At 40.3% G+C, this 17,808-nt stretch carries 15 protein-coding genes and 1 pseudogene; 11 read left to right on the top strand and 5 right to left on the bottom strand.

Annotated features, from left to right (window positions below; genetic code table 11):
• Nucleotides 1-570: a TetR/AcrR family transcriptional regulator gene (locus tag D8837_RS02745; RefSeq protein ID WP_125456124.1), complete on the bottom strand. Its 570-nt coding sequence runs from the start codon at nucleotides 568-570 to the stop codon at nucleotides 1-3.
• Nucleotides 571-978: 408 nt separating this feature from the next.
• On the opposite strand from D8837_RS02745, the gene D8837_RS02740 reads away from it, so the two are divergent.
• The 4 genes from D8837_RS02740 to D8837_RS02720 all read left to right on the top strand — a co-directional run bounded on the left by D8837_RS02740 (nucleotide 979) and on the right by D8837_RS02720 (nucleotide 5,959).
• A complete protein-coding gene (locus tag D8837_RS02740) occupies nucleotides 979-1,656 on the top strand; it encodes a response regulator transcription factor (protein WP_000548991.1) in 678 nt (225 codons plus the stop codon).
• The gene (locus D8837_RS02735; RefSeq protein ID WP_125456123.1) at nucleotides 1,649-2,623 is read left to right on the top strand and encodes a sensor histidine kinase; all 975 of its coding nucleotides are present in this window, start codon (nucleotides 1,649-1,651) and stop codon (nucleotides 2,621-2,623) included. The genes D8837_RS02740 and D8837_RS02735 overlap by 8 nt, the downstream gene beginning before the upstream one ends.
• 435 nt (nucleotides 2,624-3,058) lie before the next feature.
• Nucleotides 3,059-4,570 (top strand): ATP-binding cassette domain-containing protein, encoded by a 1,512-nt coding sequence (locus D8837_RS02725; RefSeq protein ID WP_000938204.1) that lies wholly within the window; start codon nucleotides 3,059-3,061, stop codon nucleotides 4,568-4,570.
• A 339-nt stretch (nucleotides 4,571-4,909) separates the two neighbouring features.
• Nucleotides 4,910-5,959, top strand: coding sequence for a DUF389 domain-containing protein (locus tag D8837_RS02720; RefSeq protein ID WP_125456122.1), 1,050 nt, complete (start codon nucleotides 4,910-4,912; stop codon nucleotides 5,957-5,959).
• A 255-nt stretch (nucleotides 5,960-6,214) separates the two neighbouring features.
• Here the strand turns inward: D8837_RS02720 and thrS are convergent, their stop codons facing one another.
• From thrS to D8837_RS02700, 3 genes and pseudogenes are all read right to left on the bottom strand, one after another.
• Entirely contained in the window at nucleotides 6,215-8,158 is a 1,944-nt protein-coding gene (gene thrS, locus D8837_RS02710; RefSeq protein ID WP_125456121.1) for a threonine--tRNA ligase, read from the bottom strand.
• 40 nt (nucleotides 8,159-8,198) lie between these two features.
• Nucleotides 8,199-8,407, bottom strand: a pseudogene (locus D8837_RS09810) (hypothetical protein).
• Between the two features lie 73 nt (nucleotides 8,408-8,480).
• The gene (locus D8837_RS02700; protein ID WP_125456120.1) at nucleotides 8,481-8,855 is read right to left on the bottom strand and encodes a hypothetical protein; all 375 of its coding nucleotides are present in this window, start codon (nucleotides 8,853-8,855) and stop codon (nucleotides 8,481-8,483) included.
• Between the two features lie 205 nt (nucleotides 8,856-9,060).
• On the opposite strand from D8837_RS02700, the gene rpsO reads away from it, so the two are divergent.
• The 6 genes from rpsO (at nucleotide 9,061) to D8837_RS02670 (ending at nucleotide 14,508) form a co-directional block, all read left to right on the top strand.
• On the top strand, nucleotides 9,061-9,330 hold the full coding sequence (rpsO, locus tag D8837_RS02695) for a 30S ribosomal protein S15 (RefSeq protein ID WP_001018251.1): 270 nt from the start codon (nucleotides 9,061-9,063) through the stop codon (nucleotides 9,328-9,330).
• 814 nt (nucleotides 9,331-10,144) lie between these two features.
• Nucleotides 10,145-10,765, top strand: a complete 621-nt coding sequence (locus D8837_RS02690; RefSeq protein ID WP_020903630.1) for a CadD family cadmium resistance transporter — start codon at nucleotides 10,145-10,147, stop codon at nucleotides 10,763-10,765.
• Nucleotides 10,766-11,001: 236 nt separating this feature from the next.
• Nucleotides 11,002-12,048 carry a FecCD family ABC transporter permease gene (locus tag D8837_RS02685; RefSeq protein WP_125456119.1) on the top strand — a complete coding sequence of 349 codons (1,047 nt, stop codon included), beginning with the start codon at nucleotides 11,002-11,004 and terminating at the stop codon, nucleotides 12,046-12,048.
• Between the two features lies 1 nt (nucleotide 12,049).
• Complete coding sequence (locus D8837_RS02680) at nucleotides 12,050-12,805, top strand: ABC transporter ATP-binding protein (protein WP_125456118.1); 756 nt, start codon at nucleotides 12,050-12,052, stop codon at nucleotides 12,803-12,805.
• Nucleotides 12,806-12,824: 19 nt separating this feature from the next.
• Nucleotides 12,825-13,835, top strand: a complete 1,011-nt coding sequence (locus tag D8837_RS02675; protein ID WP_125456117.1) for an ABC transporter substrate-binding protein — start codon at nucleotides 12,825-12,827, stop codon at nucleotides 13,833-13,835.
• A complete protein-coding gene (locus tag D8837_RS02670) occupies nucleotides 13,816-14,508 on the top strand; it encodes an alpha/beta hydrolase-fold protein (protein WP_115904104.1) in 693 nt (230 codons plus the stop codon). Before D8837_RS02675 ends, D8837_RS02670 begins: the two co-directional genes overlap by 20 nt.
• A gap of 43 nt (nucleotides 14,509-14,551) precedes the next feature.
• Here the strand turns inward: D8837_RS02670 and D8837_RS02665 are convergent, their stop codons facing one another.
• The gene (locus tag D8837_RS02665) at nucleotides 14,552-15,301 is read right to left on the bottom strand and encodes a lysophospholipid acyltransferase family protein (protein ID WP_115904106.1); all 750 of its coding nucleotides are present in this window, start codon (nucleotides 15,299-15,301) and stop codon (nucleotides 14,552-14,554) included.
• 132 nt (nucleotides 15,302-15,433) lie between these two features.
• On the opposite strand from D8837_RS02665, the gene D8837_RS02660 reads away from it, so the two are divergent.
• Entirely contained in the window at nucleotides 15,434-17,770 is a 2,337-nt protein-coding gene (locus D8837_RS02660; protein ID WP_125456127.1) for a cation-translocating P-type ATPase, read from the top strand.
• The last annotated feature ends 38 nt before the right edge of the window (nucleotides 17,771-17,808 follow it).

The following is a 17,808-nucleotide window of genomic DNA, read 5'->3' as shown; positions in this document are numbered from 1 at the left end:
TTATTTCAGTATTCCTTTAATGAAGTTGGTTGCTAGTATTTCTACAGTTTTGCTAATATCTGGAAAATCATTTTCTGTGATATGAATATCCATGTAGTAAAATAGGTTGTAAACTTGTAAAATATCTTGAATTTTTTCTGGAGAATGGCCTTCAGCCTGCAAACGATGAGTAAAGGTTTTCACGAGAAATTGATGAAATGGATTCGTGACTTTCCCTTCTTCTGAGGAATAGTAGCTATGCAACTCATCTGCTATGGCAGGATTGTACCATTCTGCAAGGATTTTATTGGAAGAAACGAGTGCTCTGGATTGAGCAAAGAGTTGACTAATAAGATCAATCATATCAATTTCCCAATCCAGTTCTTCGATCATAGTTTGGCGAACACGGCTGTTTTCATCAATATAGATATCTAAAAAAATAGCCTCTTTACTTTCGTAATAGTTATAAAAAGATCCGACTGCCATATGAGCTTGTCTAGCAATTTCTGAAATTCCTGTCGCCTTGTATCCTTTTTTTGAAAAAACTTCATAAGCTGCGGATTTCAAAGCCTGTTTTTTGTCCAATTTGATTCACCTCTTTTATGAATGAATATTAAATATCGTTCATTCATATCTTAACAAATCTTTTTCAGATTGTCAATCTGAAAGCTAGAACTTTTTACGGATACCACTTGATAAGGAGCTTTTCAATGTTAGAAGAGTATAGAGTGTCGTTTTAACTACACTCAAGGTTTGGAAGAATAGATATAAATTTTGGTTAAGGGGATGTATAAAAGAACTGAAATGAGGGTTGAAAAAATTAAAAATAAATGGGTAGTGCTGGCACTATGTCTGAAAATAAGGTATGATATCAATGGGGTTATTCACTATCTGTTTTTGAGCTGTTGTGACAAGGAAATGTCAAAAAAGTATTAGATACTAAGCCCTCTATTTATACTAAAGGATTTAAGACTCCTAAAATTAGCAAAGGAGAATCAGATGCACAAGATTTTATTAGTAGAAGATGATCAGGTTATTCGTCAACAAGTCGGAAAAATGCTCTCTGAATGGGGATTTGAAGTGGTCCTGGTAGAAGACTTTATGGAAGTTTTGAGTCTATTTGTTCAGTCGGAACCTCATCTGGTCCTCATGGATATTGGTTTGCCCTTGTTTAATGGCTATCACTGGTGTCAGGAAATTCGCAAGATTTCCAAGGTCCCCATCATGTTTCTGTCTTCGAGAGACCAGGCTATGGATATTGTCATGGCAATCAATATGGGGGCGGATGACTTTGTGACCAAGCCTTTTGACCAGCAGGTTCTTTTAGCCAAAGTTCAGGGCTTGTTGCGACGTTCATATGAGTTTGGGCGTGACGAGAGTTTACTGGAATATGCTGGTGTTATCCTCAATACCAAATCAATGGATTTACATTATCAAGGGCAAGTCTTGAATTTGACTAAGAATGAATTCCAGATTTTACGCGTTTTGTTTGAGCATGCGGGCAATATTGTAGCGCGTGATGACCTCATGCGGGAACTTTGGAACAGTGACTTTTTCATTGATGATAATACTCTCTCAGTTAATGTGGCTCGTTTGCGTAAAAAATTGGAAGAGCAGGGCTTGGTAGGGTTTATCGAGACCAAGAAAGGGATAGGGTACGGATTAAAGCATGCTTGATTGGAAACAATTTTTTCTAGCCTATCTGCGCTCCCGTAGTCGTCTGTTTGTCTATCTGCTTGCTTTAGCATTTCTAGTTTTGCTTTTTCAGTTTTTATTTGCAAGTTTAGGAACTTACTTTCTCTACTTTTTCCTCTTGTGTTGCTTTGTAACCATCTTATTTTTCACTTGGGACATATTGGTGGAAATGCAGGTCTATCGCCAGGAAATTCTCTATGGGGAGAGGGAAGCTCAGTCTCCTTTGGAAAGAGCCTTGGCTGAAAAATTAGAAGCGCGTGAGATGGAACTCTACCAGCAGAGGTCAGATGCAGAAAGAAAACTGACGGATTTGCTGGATTACTATACCTTGTGGGTTCATCAGATTAAGACTCCCATTGCAGCTAGTCAACTCTTAGTTGCAGAAGTAGCCGATCGCCAACTGAAGCAGCAGCTAGAACAGGAAATTTTCAAGATAGACTCCTATACTAATCTAGTCTTACAGTACCTGCGTTTAGAAAGTTTCCATGATGATTTGGTCTTAAAGCAGGTTCAAATTGAGGACTTGGTCAAGGAAATACTGCGTAAATACGCTCTATTCTTTATTCAAAAAGGCTTAAGTGTCAATCTGCATGACCTTGATAAAGAAATTGTGACGGATAAAAAGTGGCTGCTAGTGGTCATTGAGCAAATCATCTCAAACAGTCTCAAGTACACCAAGGAAGGTGGTCTGGAGATTTATATGGAAGGCCAGGAACTCTGTATCAAGGATACGGGAATCGGGATAAAAAACAGTGATGTCCTCCGAGTCTTTGAACGTGGATTTTCAGGCTACAATGGACGCCTAACTCAGCAGTCATCTGGACTTGGACTTTACCTATCTAAGAAAATTTCTGAAGAACTGGGGCACCAGATTCGTATCGAGTCTGAGGTCGGTACAGGAACGACAGTGCGGATTCAGTTTGTTCAAGTGAACTTAGTCCTTGAGTGAGAAGAGACAATGAGTTTTTACCCAATCTCTTTTTGCTATATTTCAGGATATTTGAAGACTGTTTTTTACAAAATCAATAATAGAATTTTTAATACGGAATATAGTATAAATACTGGTTCAAAGTGAAGTTTTGTATGCTTTATACTTTTGTTGAGTATAAAATCTATAAACTAAGGGTGAATTACAAAAATTAATTTGAGATGAAGTGAATTGTAGACTTGGGAAATGTCTCCTATTCGATTTCAGAATGAATCGTTGATACAGGATTAAAAGAACTGCAGCTTTCTTTTTATTTTGAATGATAGTAAAAACTGCAGTACTTGTGTGATTTACAATTATTGCACTCAATGTCCGAGTATCGCACTATCTGAAATAGGGAATAGTAGAGATTGTTCTGCGATATGTAAAAAAACGCATTAGTAAGGAGTATCGTATATGCTACCATATCTTAAAACTATTAGATGGTATCTCTTCTTTAATTTTCTTTTTGGTGTAGTATCGAATATCTGCACAGCTTTGTTACCGTATTTCACGCAGGCATTAATCAAAGGGGATTATCAAGTAGCTCTATATGGTTACTCTATGTCAGTGGCTGGCTATTTGAGTTGTAACTATATCCAAATGATACTTGATTGGAAGCAGGGGATTATCTTTTCGACTACTTTGAAAAATGAGTGGTTTCGTTCACTTCTGGGACTCAGTCACCACGATTTCAAGCAGAAAACAGTAGCAGAGTATATTTCCTATCAATCTAATGACCTAGATTCGTTGGAAAAGGATTACCTTCCTCCATTGATGAGTTTTATCAAACAAATTTTACGTATCATCATTTACGCTTTCATTATTAGCAGAACAATTAATCCTATTGTATCATTGATTTTAATCTTTTCTACTGGAATTAGTATTCAAATTCCTAAAATCGTTGGGAAGTTGACCGCTAATCGCAGACAGGTTTACTTGAAAAAACAAGGAGATTACTATCGAACTTTGGAGGATTTGCTCATGGGACATCATTTGGTAAATAAACTAACTATGTCGCATTTTTTGAATCAACAAAAGAGTTCTCTAAAGAATTTGCAGGATAAGTATTTTAAGTATGGTTTGACAAAAATTACTGGCATCTTATTGACAGGTGTTTCTTTTGAATTCATTAGTCTTGTTCTGTTTATTTATTTAGCCTACTCTCTATCTCACCAGCAACTCGGTATTCCTGAGGTGGTGGCGAGTTTCGGATATATTAATGCTTTTTCTGAACCAATACAGGAAATCCTTTATGATTTACAAATGTTAGAGTCCGTAAAGCCTGTAATCAAGAGTTTTCAAAACATTGTTGGGAGACCCGTTTCAGTTCAAGCACCTCAACATTCTTTTGATACGATTACTTTGAAAAACATTTCCAAACAAATGGGAGAATCAAAATTGATAATTACTTCCGCTACGATTCAAAAAGGGGATAAAATTGCGCTTATTGGTAAGAATGGGTCTGGAAAAAGTAGTCTTCTCAACATTTTAAATGGAACAGATGAAGATTTTGAAGGACAAATTGTGCTAGATGGGCTTGTTTTGGACCATCTTTGGGGAAGATTCGGTATGATTCTGCAACAAGAACATACATTTATTTCGAGTTATGAAAATAATGTAACGCTATTCAATAGTTTCAATGAAAAATTCAGAGAAGAAGATTTTGAAAAAATTCCACCACAATCCCTGTCAGGTGGTCAGCAACAACGAATGTATTTAAATCGTGAGAAAAATCGTAAAAATCCATTGCTTATCCTAGACGAACCTTTCTCTGCCTTGGATACTAATCAGTTTAAAATGGAATTGGAAAGAGTTCTGGAACTACCAAGTGCCGTCATTGTTACTTTACATCGCCAAAACGAATTATTAAGTAAGTTTGACCAAGTTTGGGAAATTAAGAATGGAGAACTTGTAATTTTGAAATAGCTAAATTATAGAGAATAAAACGCATATTATCAGGTGAACTGCACCCCAAAAGTTAGATTTTTTCTGTCTAACTTTTGGGGTGCAGTTCAGAGATACCGTTTTTCCTTCTTCGGATAAGGAAACAAAAATTTCTTGCTTCATCTATCTGTTCAATTGATAGATTTCGTCAGAGAAAGACTGTAAAATTTTTGATATAATGTTAAGGATGGACTGACGGATACATAGAGGATAATTTTCAAAAGTATAACAGGTGAGAAGAAAAATATGTAAGATTGGACAAAAGTCTCTCTACCATCATCCATGCAGAAACAAGATTATATGAAATAAAAGGAGTAACCAATGACCGGAAACTATTCAACACGTGAATACCGTGAGAAATTATATGATGATCTTCATGTTCGATTAAGAGATACAATGATTTTGATGTGTGCGATTTTTATTGCCTCTATCGGACTAAATATGAATTCAACAGCTGTCATTATTGGAGCTATGCTGATTTCCCCTCTTATGACACCGATTGTTGGACTCGGATTTGGTTTAGCTATTTTTGATACGCGTTTAATCAAGCAATCTCTAGAGGTTTTATTTACTCAAGTATTGGTCAGCTTGCTTGTCTCGGCTCTGTATTTCTGGATTTCTCCCTTATCTTATGAAAGTAGCGAATTGATTGCACGAACCTCTCCAACCATTTGGGATGTTCTCATTGCTATTGCTGGTGGGATAGCAGGCGTAATTGGTTCAAGGAAAAAAGAAGCAAACAATATCGTGCCAGGAGTAGCCATTGCAACAGCTCTGATGCCACCTATCTGTACTGCAGGATATGGTTTAGCTAATGGAAATGTACGATTTTTATTTGGAGCTCTTTATCTTTTCTTGATCAACTGTGTCTTTATCATGCTAATCAACATTGTTGGAACAAGAATTATGATGAGAAAATCTCCCTTAAGTTCATTTAAAGAGCTAAACATTAAAATGAGAATTGGGTTGATATCCTTGATTGTATTATTGATTCTTCCAGCCAGCTATTCAGCAGTCACTCTGACGATAGATCAAGCGCGAAAAGAAGGAATCAAACAGTTTGTAGGAAAAGAGTTCGCCAATCATACGGTCATTAATCAAGTCTACAAGTCAAGGAACAATGAATTGGTCTTGACGGTTGTTGGAGATCCGATTTCAGAAGAAGAATTAGAAACGCTCCACCAAAAACAAGCCTCTTACGGTATTCAATCTGTTCAATTGAAAGTCAATCAAGTTCATAATTCGACAAAATTAGACAGTGATACGACCAAGGAATTTTATGAAACCATTAACAAGTATATCGATCAAAAACTCTCTGAAAAGGATTCACAAAAAGATCTCGTAAAAGAAAATGAAGCAGACAAGGAATGAGGATATTGACCTTATCTAACTCATGAAAGAAAATCTTGTGTGGTGGTTTGGTCAATCACTACTAGCTCGGATTAAATAATACTCTTCGAAAATCAAATTCAAACCACGTCAGCGTCGCCTTACCGTACTCAAGTACAGCTTGCGGCTAGCTTCCTAGTTTGCTTTTTGATTTTCATTGAGTAAAAATATAAAAAGCAACAGCTGAAATAGTTGTTGCTTTTTAGGTGGCTAGGATTCTATCCTAGGTTTTATCTCTTATTTCTCAACGCGTGATTTGTTGGCGATATCAGCTAGGATAGCTTGAACAAAGTCAACAACTGAGACAGTTTGTGTTTCTTTTTGGCCGTAGCGGCGAACGTTGACTGTTCCGTCTTCCATTTCCTTGTCCCCAACAATCAATTGGTAAGGAATTTTGCTAGTTTGTGACGCACGGATCTTGAATTGCATTTTTTCATTGCGCTCATCGACATCAGCACGGACACCACGGTCACGGAGTTTCTTAGCCACTTCCCAAGCGTAGTCCACGTGTTTTTCGTTAGATACTGGGATGAGGGTTACTTGGTGTGGTGCAAGCCATGTTGGGAAGGCACCCTTGTAGTTTTCAATCAAGATAGCTGTGAAGCGTTCCATAGTTGAGATAACTCCACGGTGGATCATAACTGGACGGTGCTCCTCACCGTCAGCTCCGATGTATTTGAGGTCGAAGCGTTCTGGAAGCAAGAAGTCAAGCTGGATAGTAGAAAGAGTTTCTTCTTTTCCAAGGGCTGTCTTAACTTGAATATCCAATTTTGGCCCGTAGAAGGCTGCTTCCCCTTCGGCTTCAAAGTAGTCCACGCCCATTTCATCAAGGGCTGCACGAAGCATGGTTTGGGCATTTTCCCACATCTCATCGTTGTCAAAGTACTTGTGAGTATCTTGAGGGTCGCGAAGAGAGAGGCGGAAGCGGTATTCAGTCAAGTTGAAGTCTTCATAAACATCGATAATCAACTGAAGGGCACGTTGGAATTCTTCTTGGATTTGTTCTGGAGTAACGAAGAGGTGACCGTCGTTGAGTGACATTTCACGTACACGTTGAAGACCAGTGAGGGAACCAGATTTTTCATAACGGTGCATCATACCGATTTCGGCGATACGGATTGGCAACTCACGGTATGAGTGAACATGGTGTTTGAAGACTTGGATGTGGTGTGGACAGTTCATTGGACGAAGGACAAATTCTTCCCCGTCACCCATGTCCATAGTTGGGAACATGTCTTCTTGGTAATGATCCCAGTGACCAGAAGTCTTGTAAAGTTCAACAGAAGCAAGTGGTGGAGTGTAGACGTGTTGGTAGCCTGAAGCTAGCTCTTTGTCAACGATGTAGCGTTCCAACTCACGACGAATAGTCGCACCATTTGGCAACCAGAATGGCAAACCTTGTCCCACTTCTTGTGAAATCATAAAGAGGTCAAGCTCTTTACCAAGTTTACGGTGGTCACGTTCCTTAGCTTCTTCGCGCATTTGAAGGTAGTTTTTCAAGTCTTTCTTGTCAAACCAAGCTGTACCATAGATACGTTGCATCATAGCGTTGTCGCTATTTCCACGCCAGTAAGCACCTGCTACATGGAGAAGGTGGAAGATTTGGATGCGACCTGTTGATGGGACGTGAGGGCCACGGCAAAGGTCTACATATTCACCCTGACGATAGATAGTCAAACCACCTTCGTCTTCAGAGTGTTCTTCAATCAATTCCAACTTGTAAGGGTCATTTTTGAAGATTTCACGTGCCTCGTCTTTAGTCACTTCTTCACGAATTGATGGGAAGTTTTCTTTGACGATTTTTTGCATTTCTTCTTCGATACGAGGAAGGTCTTCGTTAGAGATTTGACCAGCAGTGTTATCAGTATCGTAGTAGAAGCCGTCTTCGATTGCTGGACCAACTCCCAAGTGAATGTCTGGGAAAAGACGACGAGCTGCTTGGGCGAACAAGTGAGCGGCTGAGTGACGCAAAATTGGAAGGGCATCTTCGTGATCAGGTGTCACGATTTCAATGCTTCCATCTTCAGTGATAGCACGAGTAGTGTCGATGAGTTTGCCGTTGAATTTACCAGCCAAGGCCTTTTTAGCTAGGGAATTGCTGATAGATTGGGCAATTTCAAAAGTTGTAACGCCAGATTCGAATTCACGAACAGCGCCATCTGGGAAAGTAATGTTAATCATGATGTTCTCCTTACTTATATTATTGACGAATGTGTTAACCCTATTCTGAAAACAGGGACAGAGGACTGTGAAAGCTAGAAAAACAAAAAGCGACCTCCTCAAAAGGACGTCGCAACGTGGTTCCACCTTCATTTATGTTCCTCAAAAAAGAGGGACACCTCTGATTGGCTCTAACGTGGCCACCGTTTTATGTTTTCATAAAAAACTCAAGAGTAGTATCAGTTTAGGCTTCCTATGCGTTTCCAGCAACCACGCACTCTCTAAAAGAAAGATTCTAAGTGACTTGTCTCTATGCATTATTATAGCATGATTGCGAGATTTTTCAAGGATTTTGTGAAAGTTTTTTGTTTTTCAGTTTTTGCACTAGATTCCTAATAGCCGCACCGACAGCCATACCAACTATGGCAAAGATTTCATAGGCAAAAAAGTAAAACCAGATAAATTCACCAAGTGGTATGATGGTAAAGCAAAAGAGTAGCCCAAGTCCAAGTAACCACCAAAGTGAGAAACGGAAACGGTAGCTATAGAGTAGCGATACGATCAAGATTACTAAAGGTGTATATAAAAGAAGATTGTTTATATAGAGTGCCTTGAGTGTAAGGGAGTCAGAAACGACTCGCAAGACCAACTCGTAAAATGGCCAAAAAAAGAAAAATACGACCAGATAGTAGGGGAGATATTTGAAAAATTTACGCATGGTCAATCACCTCGTTTTAAAAAACAGACAACTTAGATTTCTTGCTATGATTATTATAGCATATTTAAAACAAGAAAGTAAATCTGTTGACAAAGAAGTTAGTTATTGGTAGAATAGGGATTGTCTTAAAGACAAATAACTTCTTCTTGGTTACAGGCATGCCAACCTGTCACTCGGATGAAGCCAAATAAAAAGGAGAAACATCATGGCAATCTCAAAAGAGAAAAAAAATGAAATCATCGCACAATATGCACGTCACGAAGGTGATACAGGTTCAGTAGAGGTTCAAGTTGCTGTCCTTACTTGGGAAATCAACCACCTTAACGAACACATCAAACAACACAAAAAAGACCACGCTACTTACCGTGGATTGATGAAAAAAATCGGTCGCCGTCGTAACTTGCTTGCATACTTGCGTAAAAACGACGTTAACCGTTACCGTGAGTTGATCAACTCTCTAGGACTTCGTCGCTAATTCAAGATACAAAGGCCGTCAAAAGCACAAAGCAAAAATAGGAAAATTGACGAAGAAACTTCAGTTTCTAGGAGATTTTATCTTTTTTGCCAAGTGCTTAGGCCGTGTTCAATTGAGCATATCTTGATAATGAAGCTACTCTAAATTGGGTAGCTTTTTTACTTTTGTTACCTTACCTCGATATACTCAAGTATAATCTTCGGTTACGGTTCCTAGCACTGTAAGGTAAAATAAACTAGATATTCTCCCTTCGAGGAGATTTTTTTGTTTCACTAAAAATTTTGTACAATCTTCGGCTTACCGCCTAGTCTATAAACGGTTTATCCAGCAAGAATCATGATGCTAAGGGCGTCAAAAATCCGTATGAAAATAGGGAAACGACACCGTGTTCGATGAACACAAGGAGTTCCATCTTTTTCACTAGGATTTTAGCCTGAGCTCAAATCAGCTTTCTGATTTTCAGAGGTTTTTTTTATTGAGGTTTTATCGGTCACAATTTTGGAGACTACAAAAACCTCAAATGGTATCAGCTAATTACACCATAAAGGTGCGTAGCTACTCGGCTTTTCAAGCCGAGTAGCTGTCTGCAAGCCCCCTCGGAGAGCCCACACTTTACGAAGTAAAGTATAGTATGTTATACTTTACATGGAAGTAGTCACCGAATTCCAGTTAGAAATTACTTTGTAACTACGTTTTGAGGAGGAGTAAAATGCTTTCCTATGTTCGACATTACCCACTAGCGATAGCTAAATTAATGTGTCTGTGCTCTCCTAAAATCTGCTGATTTATTACTGACCAATACAGGAGGTTTTTTATGGGACAGACAATCATATCTGCTATTGGTGTTTATATTTCCACCAGTATCGATTATTTAATTATTTTATTTATTTTATTTGCACAGCTATCACAGAATAAACAAAAATGGCATATTTATGCGGGGCAATATCTAGGCACAGGCTTACTTGTAGGGGCGAGTTTAGTTGCTGCTTATGTCGTTAATTTCGTGCCTGAAGAATGGATGGTTGGATTGCTTGGTTTAATCCCTATCTATTTAGGGATTCGCTTTGCAATTGTTGGAGAAGGTGAGGAAGAAGAGGAAGAAGAGGAAGAAATTATTGAAAGATTAGAACAAAGCAAGGCAAATCAACTGTTTTGGACAGTTACATTGCTGACAATTGCGTCTGGCGGAGATAATTTAGGTATCTATATACCTTATTTTGCTTCATTAGATTGGTCACAGACCCTCGTGGCGTTGCTTGTGTTTGTAATCGGCATAATTATCTTATGCGAGCTTAGTCGGGTGTTATCCTCTATTCCGTTAATATTCGAGACAATTGAAAAATACGAGCGAATCATTGTGCCCTTAGTATTCATTCTACTTGGACTATACATCATGTATGAAAATGGCACGATAGAGACTTTTCTGACCGTGTAGATTTTTTTGTTTCACTAGGATTTTAGCCCGAGCTCAAATCAGCTCTCTGATTTTCAGAGGGCTTTTTATGTTGTCACTTTACCTCGATATACTCAAGTATAATCTTCGGTTACGATTATTAGCACTGTAAGACCAACTATATTCATTTGTTCTCATCTTGTTCCATTGTTGAAAATATGGTATACTTTTTCATGAGAATTTTCTAAATTTTTAAGATTCTATCAAAGGAGGTTTGCATGCTTTCCAAATTTTCTGGAAGCCGACAAGATCAGCAATTTGTGTTACTTTTAGTTATTTTGCTAGGTATTTTAGGGATTTCTCTCTTTCTAGCAGTTTCAATGGGATCCGTTGCGATTGATCTAGGAGATACCTATCGGATTATTTTGAGCAGGTTGGGATTTCCTCTTGAGATAGGAGAGGTTTCCAAGTCTACTCTTGCCATTGTATGGAATATGAGATTCCCTCGAGTATTGTTAGGTCTGATAGTAGGAGCAGGCCTTTCTATGTGTGGTAGTGTGATGCAGTCTACAGTGAACAATCCCATCGCAGAGCCCTATGTCTTAGGAATATCTGCGGGTGCAACTCTCGGAGCAACCTTGAGCATCATTCTTGGTTTAAAAGTGATGATTAGCCTTGGAGCTTTTATTGGAGCTATTTTGGCAACAATTGCTGTCCTCATCATTGCCTCTATGCAGGGAAGGATGACAACTTCCAGTCTGATTTTATCGGGAACGGTGGTCAACGCTCTCTTTCTGGCCTTTTCAAACTTTATTATCTCAGTTGGAGCTAATGCGGACAGTGTGATGACCATTAAGTTTTGGACAATGGGTTCGCTCGCTGGGACTACCTGGTCTGACTTAGTCCTGCCAACTATAGTAGTGGGAATGGCCTTTCTATTTTTCGCTACCCAGTATCGTGTTTTCAATGCGATGATGATGGGAGATGAGGCTGCTTTAACTTTGGGAATTCCTTTACGCTTTTATTGGTATCTTTATGTGACAATGGTGGCTGTGCTGACAGCAGTCTTAGTGGCAACCTGTGGGATTATTGGATTTGTCGGTCTGATTACTCCACATTTAGCTCGAGGGTTAGTAGGAACGAATTACAAGAGGCTTTTTCCTGTTGCAACCTTGCTGGGTGCCCTCTTTGTGGTCTGGGCAGACGTATTCTCTCGTATCATCATCCCAAACGCAGAGCTGCCTATTGGTATTTTCACAGCCTTAGTAGGTGCTCCCTTCTTTATCTACATTGTTGGAGGTAGGCGAAGGGAGGTGAGGGGCTGATATGGACTTGATTTGTCAGGATATCCATTTTGGACTGGGAGAGAAAAAAATCCTCAAAGGAGTCTCTCTTAAGGTTGAAGGGAATCAATTTCACACGATATTAGGACCAAATGGAAGTGGGAAAACCAGTCTACTTAAACTCCTCTATCGTCAGGAAAAGGCGGACAAAGGATTGATAAGCCTAGATGGAAAGCCTCTGGAACAATGGACGCTCAAAGAAACAGCCAAGCAAATGGCAGTTGTGACCCAGTTTAACCAGCTGCAGTTTGATTGTACAGTTGAGGAACTCGTCTTGCTGGGAAGAACTCCCCACCTCTCTTTCCTACAAAAGGAAAGGGAAAGGGATTATGCCCTCGTTCAAGATGCCCTCGTTAAGGTGGATATGCTTGAGAAGAAAACTCGTCTCTATTCGTCCTTATCAGGGGGAGAGAAACAGCGAGTCTTACTAGCCCGCGCCTTGGCGCAAGAACCGACTCTCTTGCTCCTGGACGAACCAACCAATCACCTGGATATCAGGTATCAGCTAGACTTGTTGGCCATTGTGAAAAATCTCAAGGTCAATGTTCTAGCTGTCCTACATGATATTCAACTTGCTTGTCGCTATTCGGATTATCTCTATCTGATGAAAGAGGGGGAAATCCTTTACCAAGGGACTCCAAAGGAGACCATCACCTCTGAGTCATTGCAAACTGTATACGGAGTTCAAAGTCAGGTTACTTGGACCGAGGATCAGCAAGCTATGATTCACTATTTATAAGAATGAAAAGGAAAACAAGATGAAAAAAACACTAAGCATTTTACTGGTAACAGTAGCTACCCTAACCATGGCAGCTTGTGGTAATACTACTACAGAAAAAACTACCACACAGTCTAGCACAGAGACAATTCAAAAGGCCAATGCAGAGACGACTTATCCGTTAACGGTCAAAACCTATGACGCGAAAGGGAATGAAGTCGAACAAGTCTTTGACAAGGCACCTGAAAAAGTTATCACAAACAATCTTTCAACCACTGAAATCTTATTGGAGTTGGGGTTGAAGGATAAAATTGTTGGCATGCTTAACCCTGATAATGCTGTGACGGACAAATACAAGGACGCGATTGCGACGATTCCTCAAATTGGGGATAAAAAAACAGTCTCACAAGAGACAGTCCTTTCTTATGAGCCAGACGCTGTGATGGGTCGAAACATGATGTTTTCTGAAAAATCCTTGGGGACAGTTAGCACTTGGAATGAAAACAAAATCCCAGTTTATACTCAAAAAGCTTCTCTCTCAACAATTCAGCAAGATTTGGGGAATATTGTAGAAGATGTCAAAAATCTGGGAATGATTTTTAATGTTCAGGACAAGGCTAATGAATACGCAGCCCAATTACAAACTAAAATTGACGCTGTTAAGAAAGCAAATCCAGCAAGTCAAGGTGAAAAGAAAAAGGCTTTGATTATGGTTGCTTATAATGATGAAACCTTCGGTGCCTACAAGTCTGCTTTGCAAGAAAGTTTGCTGAACCAACTTGGTTATACAAACGTTGCTACGGGGACATCAGGCTTGACCTTGGAAAATCTCGTGTCAATGGATCCTGAATTGATTATCTATGTAACCAGCGATCGCAATAAAAAATTGGATGAAAAAGCAGTAGAGTTGATGAAGGCAAATGCTGTTTTGGAAAGCGTTCCTGCTATTAAGAATCAAAAAATCATGACTATCTCTTACGATGAATTGATGGATTATGGTCCAGCAGTGATTGATTCCCTTGAGAAAATCAATGACTTTATCAATAAATAATGAGTTTGATTGGGAAGGAATTCAAGTCAAAATCAGCCTTCCTTCTAACTACGACCCCAAACAAACCTATCCGGCTATTTTATTGAATGATGGAAACTTGGATTTCCTATCGTCCCTTTCCGAATCTGTGATTTTAGTGGGCTTGACCTCTAAAAATCGCCTAGATGACTACACTCCCTGGGCAACATCAGCTCTGAGAGATGGAGCTCCAGATTTTGGAGGTCAGGCCAACGTCTATCATGATCATTTATTTGGAGGTCTTTTAGACAAGTTGCACTCGCTTTATCGCCTGGACGAAACTCGCCTTGCCTACGGAGGTTATTCACTAGGTGGCTTGGTGGCAGTTTACAGTCTTTTCAGCTTTGACAAGGTTTCCTGTGTCTTTTCGATCTGCGGTTCCTTTTGGTATCCTGATTTTGTGGCTTACTGCAAGGCAGAGACAGTGAAAAATCTAGACTGTTTGCTGTATTTACAGAATGGTCAAACAGAAGGAGTACACCATACTAATCGCTTGGCTCAAGCACTAGCCTATGCTGAGCAGATCCATACCAGTCTTCAGAAATGCTATCCGAACGGTCAGTTTGTCTTTGATCCTTATGGACACCATGAACAAGTAACTGAACGATTCCTAGCTTTTTCCAGCTGGTTGGCCCAAAAATGGAAAATCGAATAAAAGATTTATCCCTTGGCTTTTACCAAGGGATTGTTGTATTTATTTAACCAAGTTTTTCTCTCTTTTTATCTGGATTCCATACAAAGCTTGCGATAAAGCTAAAGATGATGGTTAGGATAGCGAGGATAATGGCAAGGATGAGGGCAGGGATGCGGATAAGCCACCAGAGTGGGTTTGGTTTTTTATCATTATGCCATTGTTTCGTTTCGTCGTCTAGACGTTGAAATTCTGATTGGATACGATTAGCGACTGTTTCAATGCCTTCATCATTCATTTTCTTGATATCTGAGATATCGATTGGATTTCCAAAGTTCATATCAACACGCTCACGGCTAACCAGGCCCTTCAAGGTCATAGGACCTGTATAGGTAACCGGCATGATACGGACCTTGGCCATTTTGGCAATCAAGGCTACGCCACCCTTGACATCGTTTGAGTGACGGCTCCCACTTGGAAACATGATGAGAGAGCGGTCACTTTTTTTGAGAACATTGATAGGGTATTTGATGGCTGAGGCGCTAGGATTTTCCCGATCGATAGGAAAGGCGCCACACATACGGATCCACCAGCCAAAGATACGGTTGGCAAAGAGTTCTTTTTTGGCCATAAAGATGAACTGTTTTGGCTTGGTCGCAAAGGCCATGTAAACAGGATCCCACCAAGTGCGATGAGGCGCAACCAAAATATAATTTTCATCTTGATTAGGAATTTTATCAGTATTATGATAGTGGGCATTGCCATTGATGGACCATAGGAGCAAGACAACCAATCCACGTAAATAAGTATAAAACATGCGATCTCCTTCGATTCTTTTCTTGTTATTATTATACCTTATCAAAGGAGGGCTGGCAAACTTTTCCCTTGACTAGGTGTATATTTGGGATGAGATTAGAATTCTTTTAGAAAAAATGATATGATAGAATTTATGGATAAAAATAAGATTATGGGATTAACCCAAAGAGAAGTCAAGGAAAGACAGGCTAAGGGCTTGGTCAATGATTTTACTGCTTCGGCCAGTACCAGCACTTGGCAAATCGTTAAACGAAATGTCTTTACCCTTTTTAATGCTTTGAACTTTGCCATTGCTTTGGCACTAGCCTTTGTGCAGGCTTGGAGCAATCTGGTCTTCTTTGCTGTTATCTGCTTTAACGCTTTTTCTGGAATTGTGACCGAGCTACGCGCCAAACATATGGTGGACAAGCTTAATCTCATGACCAAGGAAAAGGTCAAGTCTATTCGTGATGGCCAAGAAGTGGCTCTGAATCCTGAAGAATTGGTGTTAGGAGATGTGATTCGTCTGTCTGCTGGGGAGCAGATTCCCAGTGATGCCTTGGTTTTGGAAGGCTTTGCGGAGGTTAATGAAGCCATGTTGACGGGGGAAAGTGATTTGGTGCAAAAGGAAGTGGATGCCTTGCTTTTGTCAGGAAGTTTCCTAGCTAGTGGGTCAGTTTTAGCTCAAGTTCACCATGTCGGTGCAGACAACTATGCTGCCAAACTCATGCTGGAAGCCAAGACCGTTAAACCAATCAACTCTCGTATCATGAAATCACTGGACAAGTTGGCTGGTTTTACTGGGAAGATTATCATTCCTTTTGGTCTAGCTCTCTTGCTAGAAGCCTTGATCTTAAAAGGCCTGCCTCTCAAGTCATCCGTTGTAAATTCGTCGACAGCCCTACTGGGAATGTTGCCTAAGGGAATTGCCCTCTTGACCATTACTTCGCTCTTGACTGCAGTGATTAAGTTGGGCTTGAAAAAGGTCTTGGTGCAGGAGATGTACTCTGTTGAGACCTTGGCGCGCGTGGATATGCTCTGTCTGGACAAGACGGGCACCATCACCCAAGGAAAGATGCAGGTGGAGGCCGTACTTCCTTTGACCGAAGTGTATGGAGAGTCAGCGCTTGCTAGCATCTTGGCCAGCTATATGGCCCATAGTGAGGATAAGAATCCAACTGCTCAAGCTATTCGCCAGCGTTTCCAAGGACAGGTTGCCTATCCTATGATTTCCAACCTTCCTTTCTCAAGCGACCGCAAGTGGGGAGCTATGGAATTGGAAGAATTAGGGACAGTTTTCTTAGGGGCGCCTGAGATGTTGCTGGATTCTGAGGTCCCAGAAGCCAGAGAGGCTTTGGAGAGAGGGTCACGTGTCTTGGTATTAGCCCTCAGTCAGGAAAAATTAGACCACCACAAACCACAGAAATCATCTGATATTCAGGCTCTAGCCTTGCTGGAGATCTTGGACCCGATACGAGAAGGAGCAGCAGAGACACTAGACTATCTCCGTTCTCAGGAAGTGGGCCTCAAGATTATATCTGGTGACAATCCAGTTACGGTATCCAGCATTGCCCAGAAGGCTGGTTTTGCGGACTACCACAGCTATGTCGATTGCTCGAAAATTACGGATGAGGAATTGGTTGCTATGGCGGAGGAGACTGCGATTTTCGGACGTGTTTCCCCTCATCAAAAGAAACTCATCATCCAAACGCTGAAAAAAGCAGGGCATACAACAGCTATGACAGGGGACGGTGTTAATGATATCTTGGCTCTTCGTGAGGCAGATTGTTCCATCGTGATGGCTGAGGGAGACCCGGCAACACGGCAGATTGCCAATCTGGTTCTCTTGAACTCAGACTTTAATGATGTTCCTGAAATTCTCTTTGAAGGTCGTCGGGTGGTCAATAACATTGCCCACATCGCCCCGATTTTCTTGATAAAGACCATCTATTCTTTCTTGCTCGCAGTCATCTGTATTGCCAGTGCTCTTCTGGGACGATCTGAATGGATCTTGATTTTCCCCTTCATTCCAATCCAGATTACCATGATTGACCAGTTCGTGGAAGGTTTCCCACCATTCGTTCTGACTTTTGAGCGAAATATCAAACCTGTTCAGCCAAATTTCCTCAGGAGATCCATGCTTCGTGCTCTACCAAGTGCTCTCATGGTTGTGTTCAGTGTCCTGTTTGTGAAAATATTTGGAAGTAGCCAAGGTTGGTCTGAGTTAGAAATCTCAACTCTACTCTATTATCTCTTGGGGTCAATTGGTTTCTTATCCGTATTTAGAGCCTGCATGCCATTTACCCTATGGCGTGTCCTCTTGATTGTTTGGTCAGTAGGAGGCTTCCTAGCCACAGCTCTCTTCCCAAGAATTCAAAAACTGCTTGAAATTTCAACCTTAACAGGACAAACATTACCTGTTTATGGTGTCATGATGTTGGTCTTTACCGTGATTTTCATCCTGACTAGTCGCTATCAATCCAGAAAATAAAGAAAGGCTGCAATCTGTGGATTGCGGTTTTTTTAGGT

It is taken from the genome of Streptococcus mitis, assembly GCF_003942965.1.
Taxonomy (GTDB): domain Bacteria; phylum Bacillota; class Bacilli; order Lactobacillales; family Streptococcaceae; genus Streptococcus; species Streptococcus mitis_BH.
This window is presented reverse-complemented; position numbering and strand designations above follow the sequence as displayed.

Coding starts and splice junctions, on each gene's coding strand:
- D8837_RS02735 (WP_125456123.1), top strand. CDS start 1,649: ATGCTTGATTGGAAACAATTTTTTCTAGCCTATCTGCGCTCCCGTAGT.
- D8837_RS02660 (WP_125456127.1), top strand. CDS start 15,434: ATGGATAAAAATAAGATTATGGGATTAACCCAAAGAGAAGTCAAGGAA.
- D8837_RS02725 (WP_000938204.1), top strand. CDS start 3,059: ATGCTACCATATCTTAAAACTATTAGATGGTATCTCTTCTTTAATTTT.
- thrS (WP_125456121.1), bottom strand. CDS start 8,158: ATGATTAACATTACTTTCCCAGATGGCGCTGTTCGTGAATTCGAATCT.
- D8837_RS02700 (WP_125456120.1), bottom strand. CDS start 8,855: ATGCGTAAATTTTTCAAATATCTCCCCTACTATCTGGTCGTATTTTTC.
- D8837_RS02720 (WP_125456122.1), top strand. CDS start 4,910: ATGACCGGAAACTATTCAACACGTGAATACCGTGAGAAATTATATGAT.
- D8837_RS02675 (WP_125456117.1), top strand. CDS start 12,825: ATGAAAAAAACACTAAGCATTTTACTGGTAACAGTAGCTACCCTAACC.
- D8837_RS02670 (WP_115904104.1), top strand. CDS start 13,816: ATGACTTTATCAATAAATAATGAGTTTGATTGGGAAGGAATTCAAGTC.
- D8837_RS02740 (WP_000548991.1), top strand. CDS start 979: ATGCACAAGATTTTATTAGTAGAAGATGATCAGGTTATTCGTCAACAA.
- D8837_RS02690 (WP_020903630.1), top strand. CDS start 10,145: ATGGGACAGACAATCATATCTGCTATTGGTGTTTATATTTCCACCAGT.
- D8837_RS02665 (WP_115904106.1), bottom strand. CDS start 15,301: ATGTTTTATACTTATTTACGTGGATTGGTTGTCTTGCTCCTATGGTCC.
- D8837_RS02680 (WP_125456118.1), top strand. CDS start 12,050: ATGGACTTGATTTGTCAGGATATCCATTTTGGACTGGGAGAGAAAAAA.
- D8837_RS02685 (WP_125456119.1), top strand. CDS start 11,002: ATGCTTTCCAAATTTTCTGGAAGCCGACAAGATCAGCAATTTGTGTTA.
- rpsO (WP_001018251.1), top strand. CDS start 9,061: ATGGCAATCTCAAAAGAGAAAAAAAATGAAATCATCGCACAATATGCA.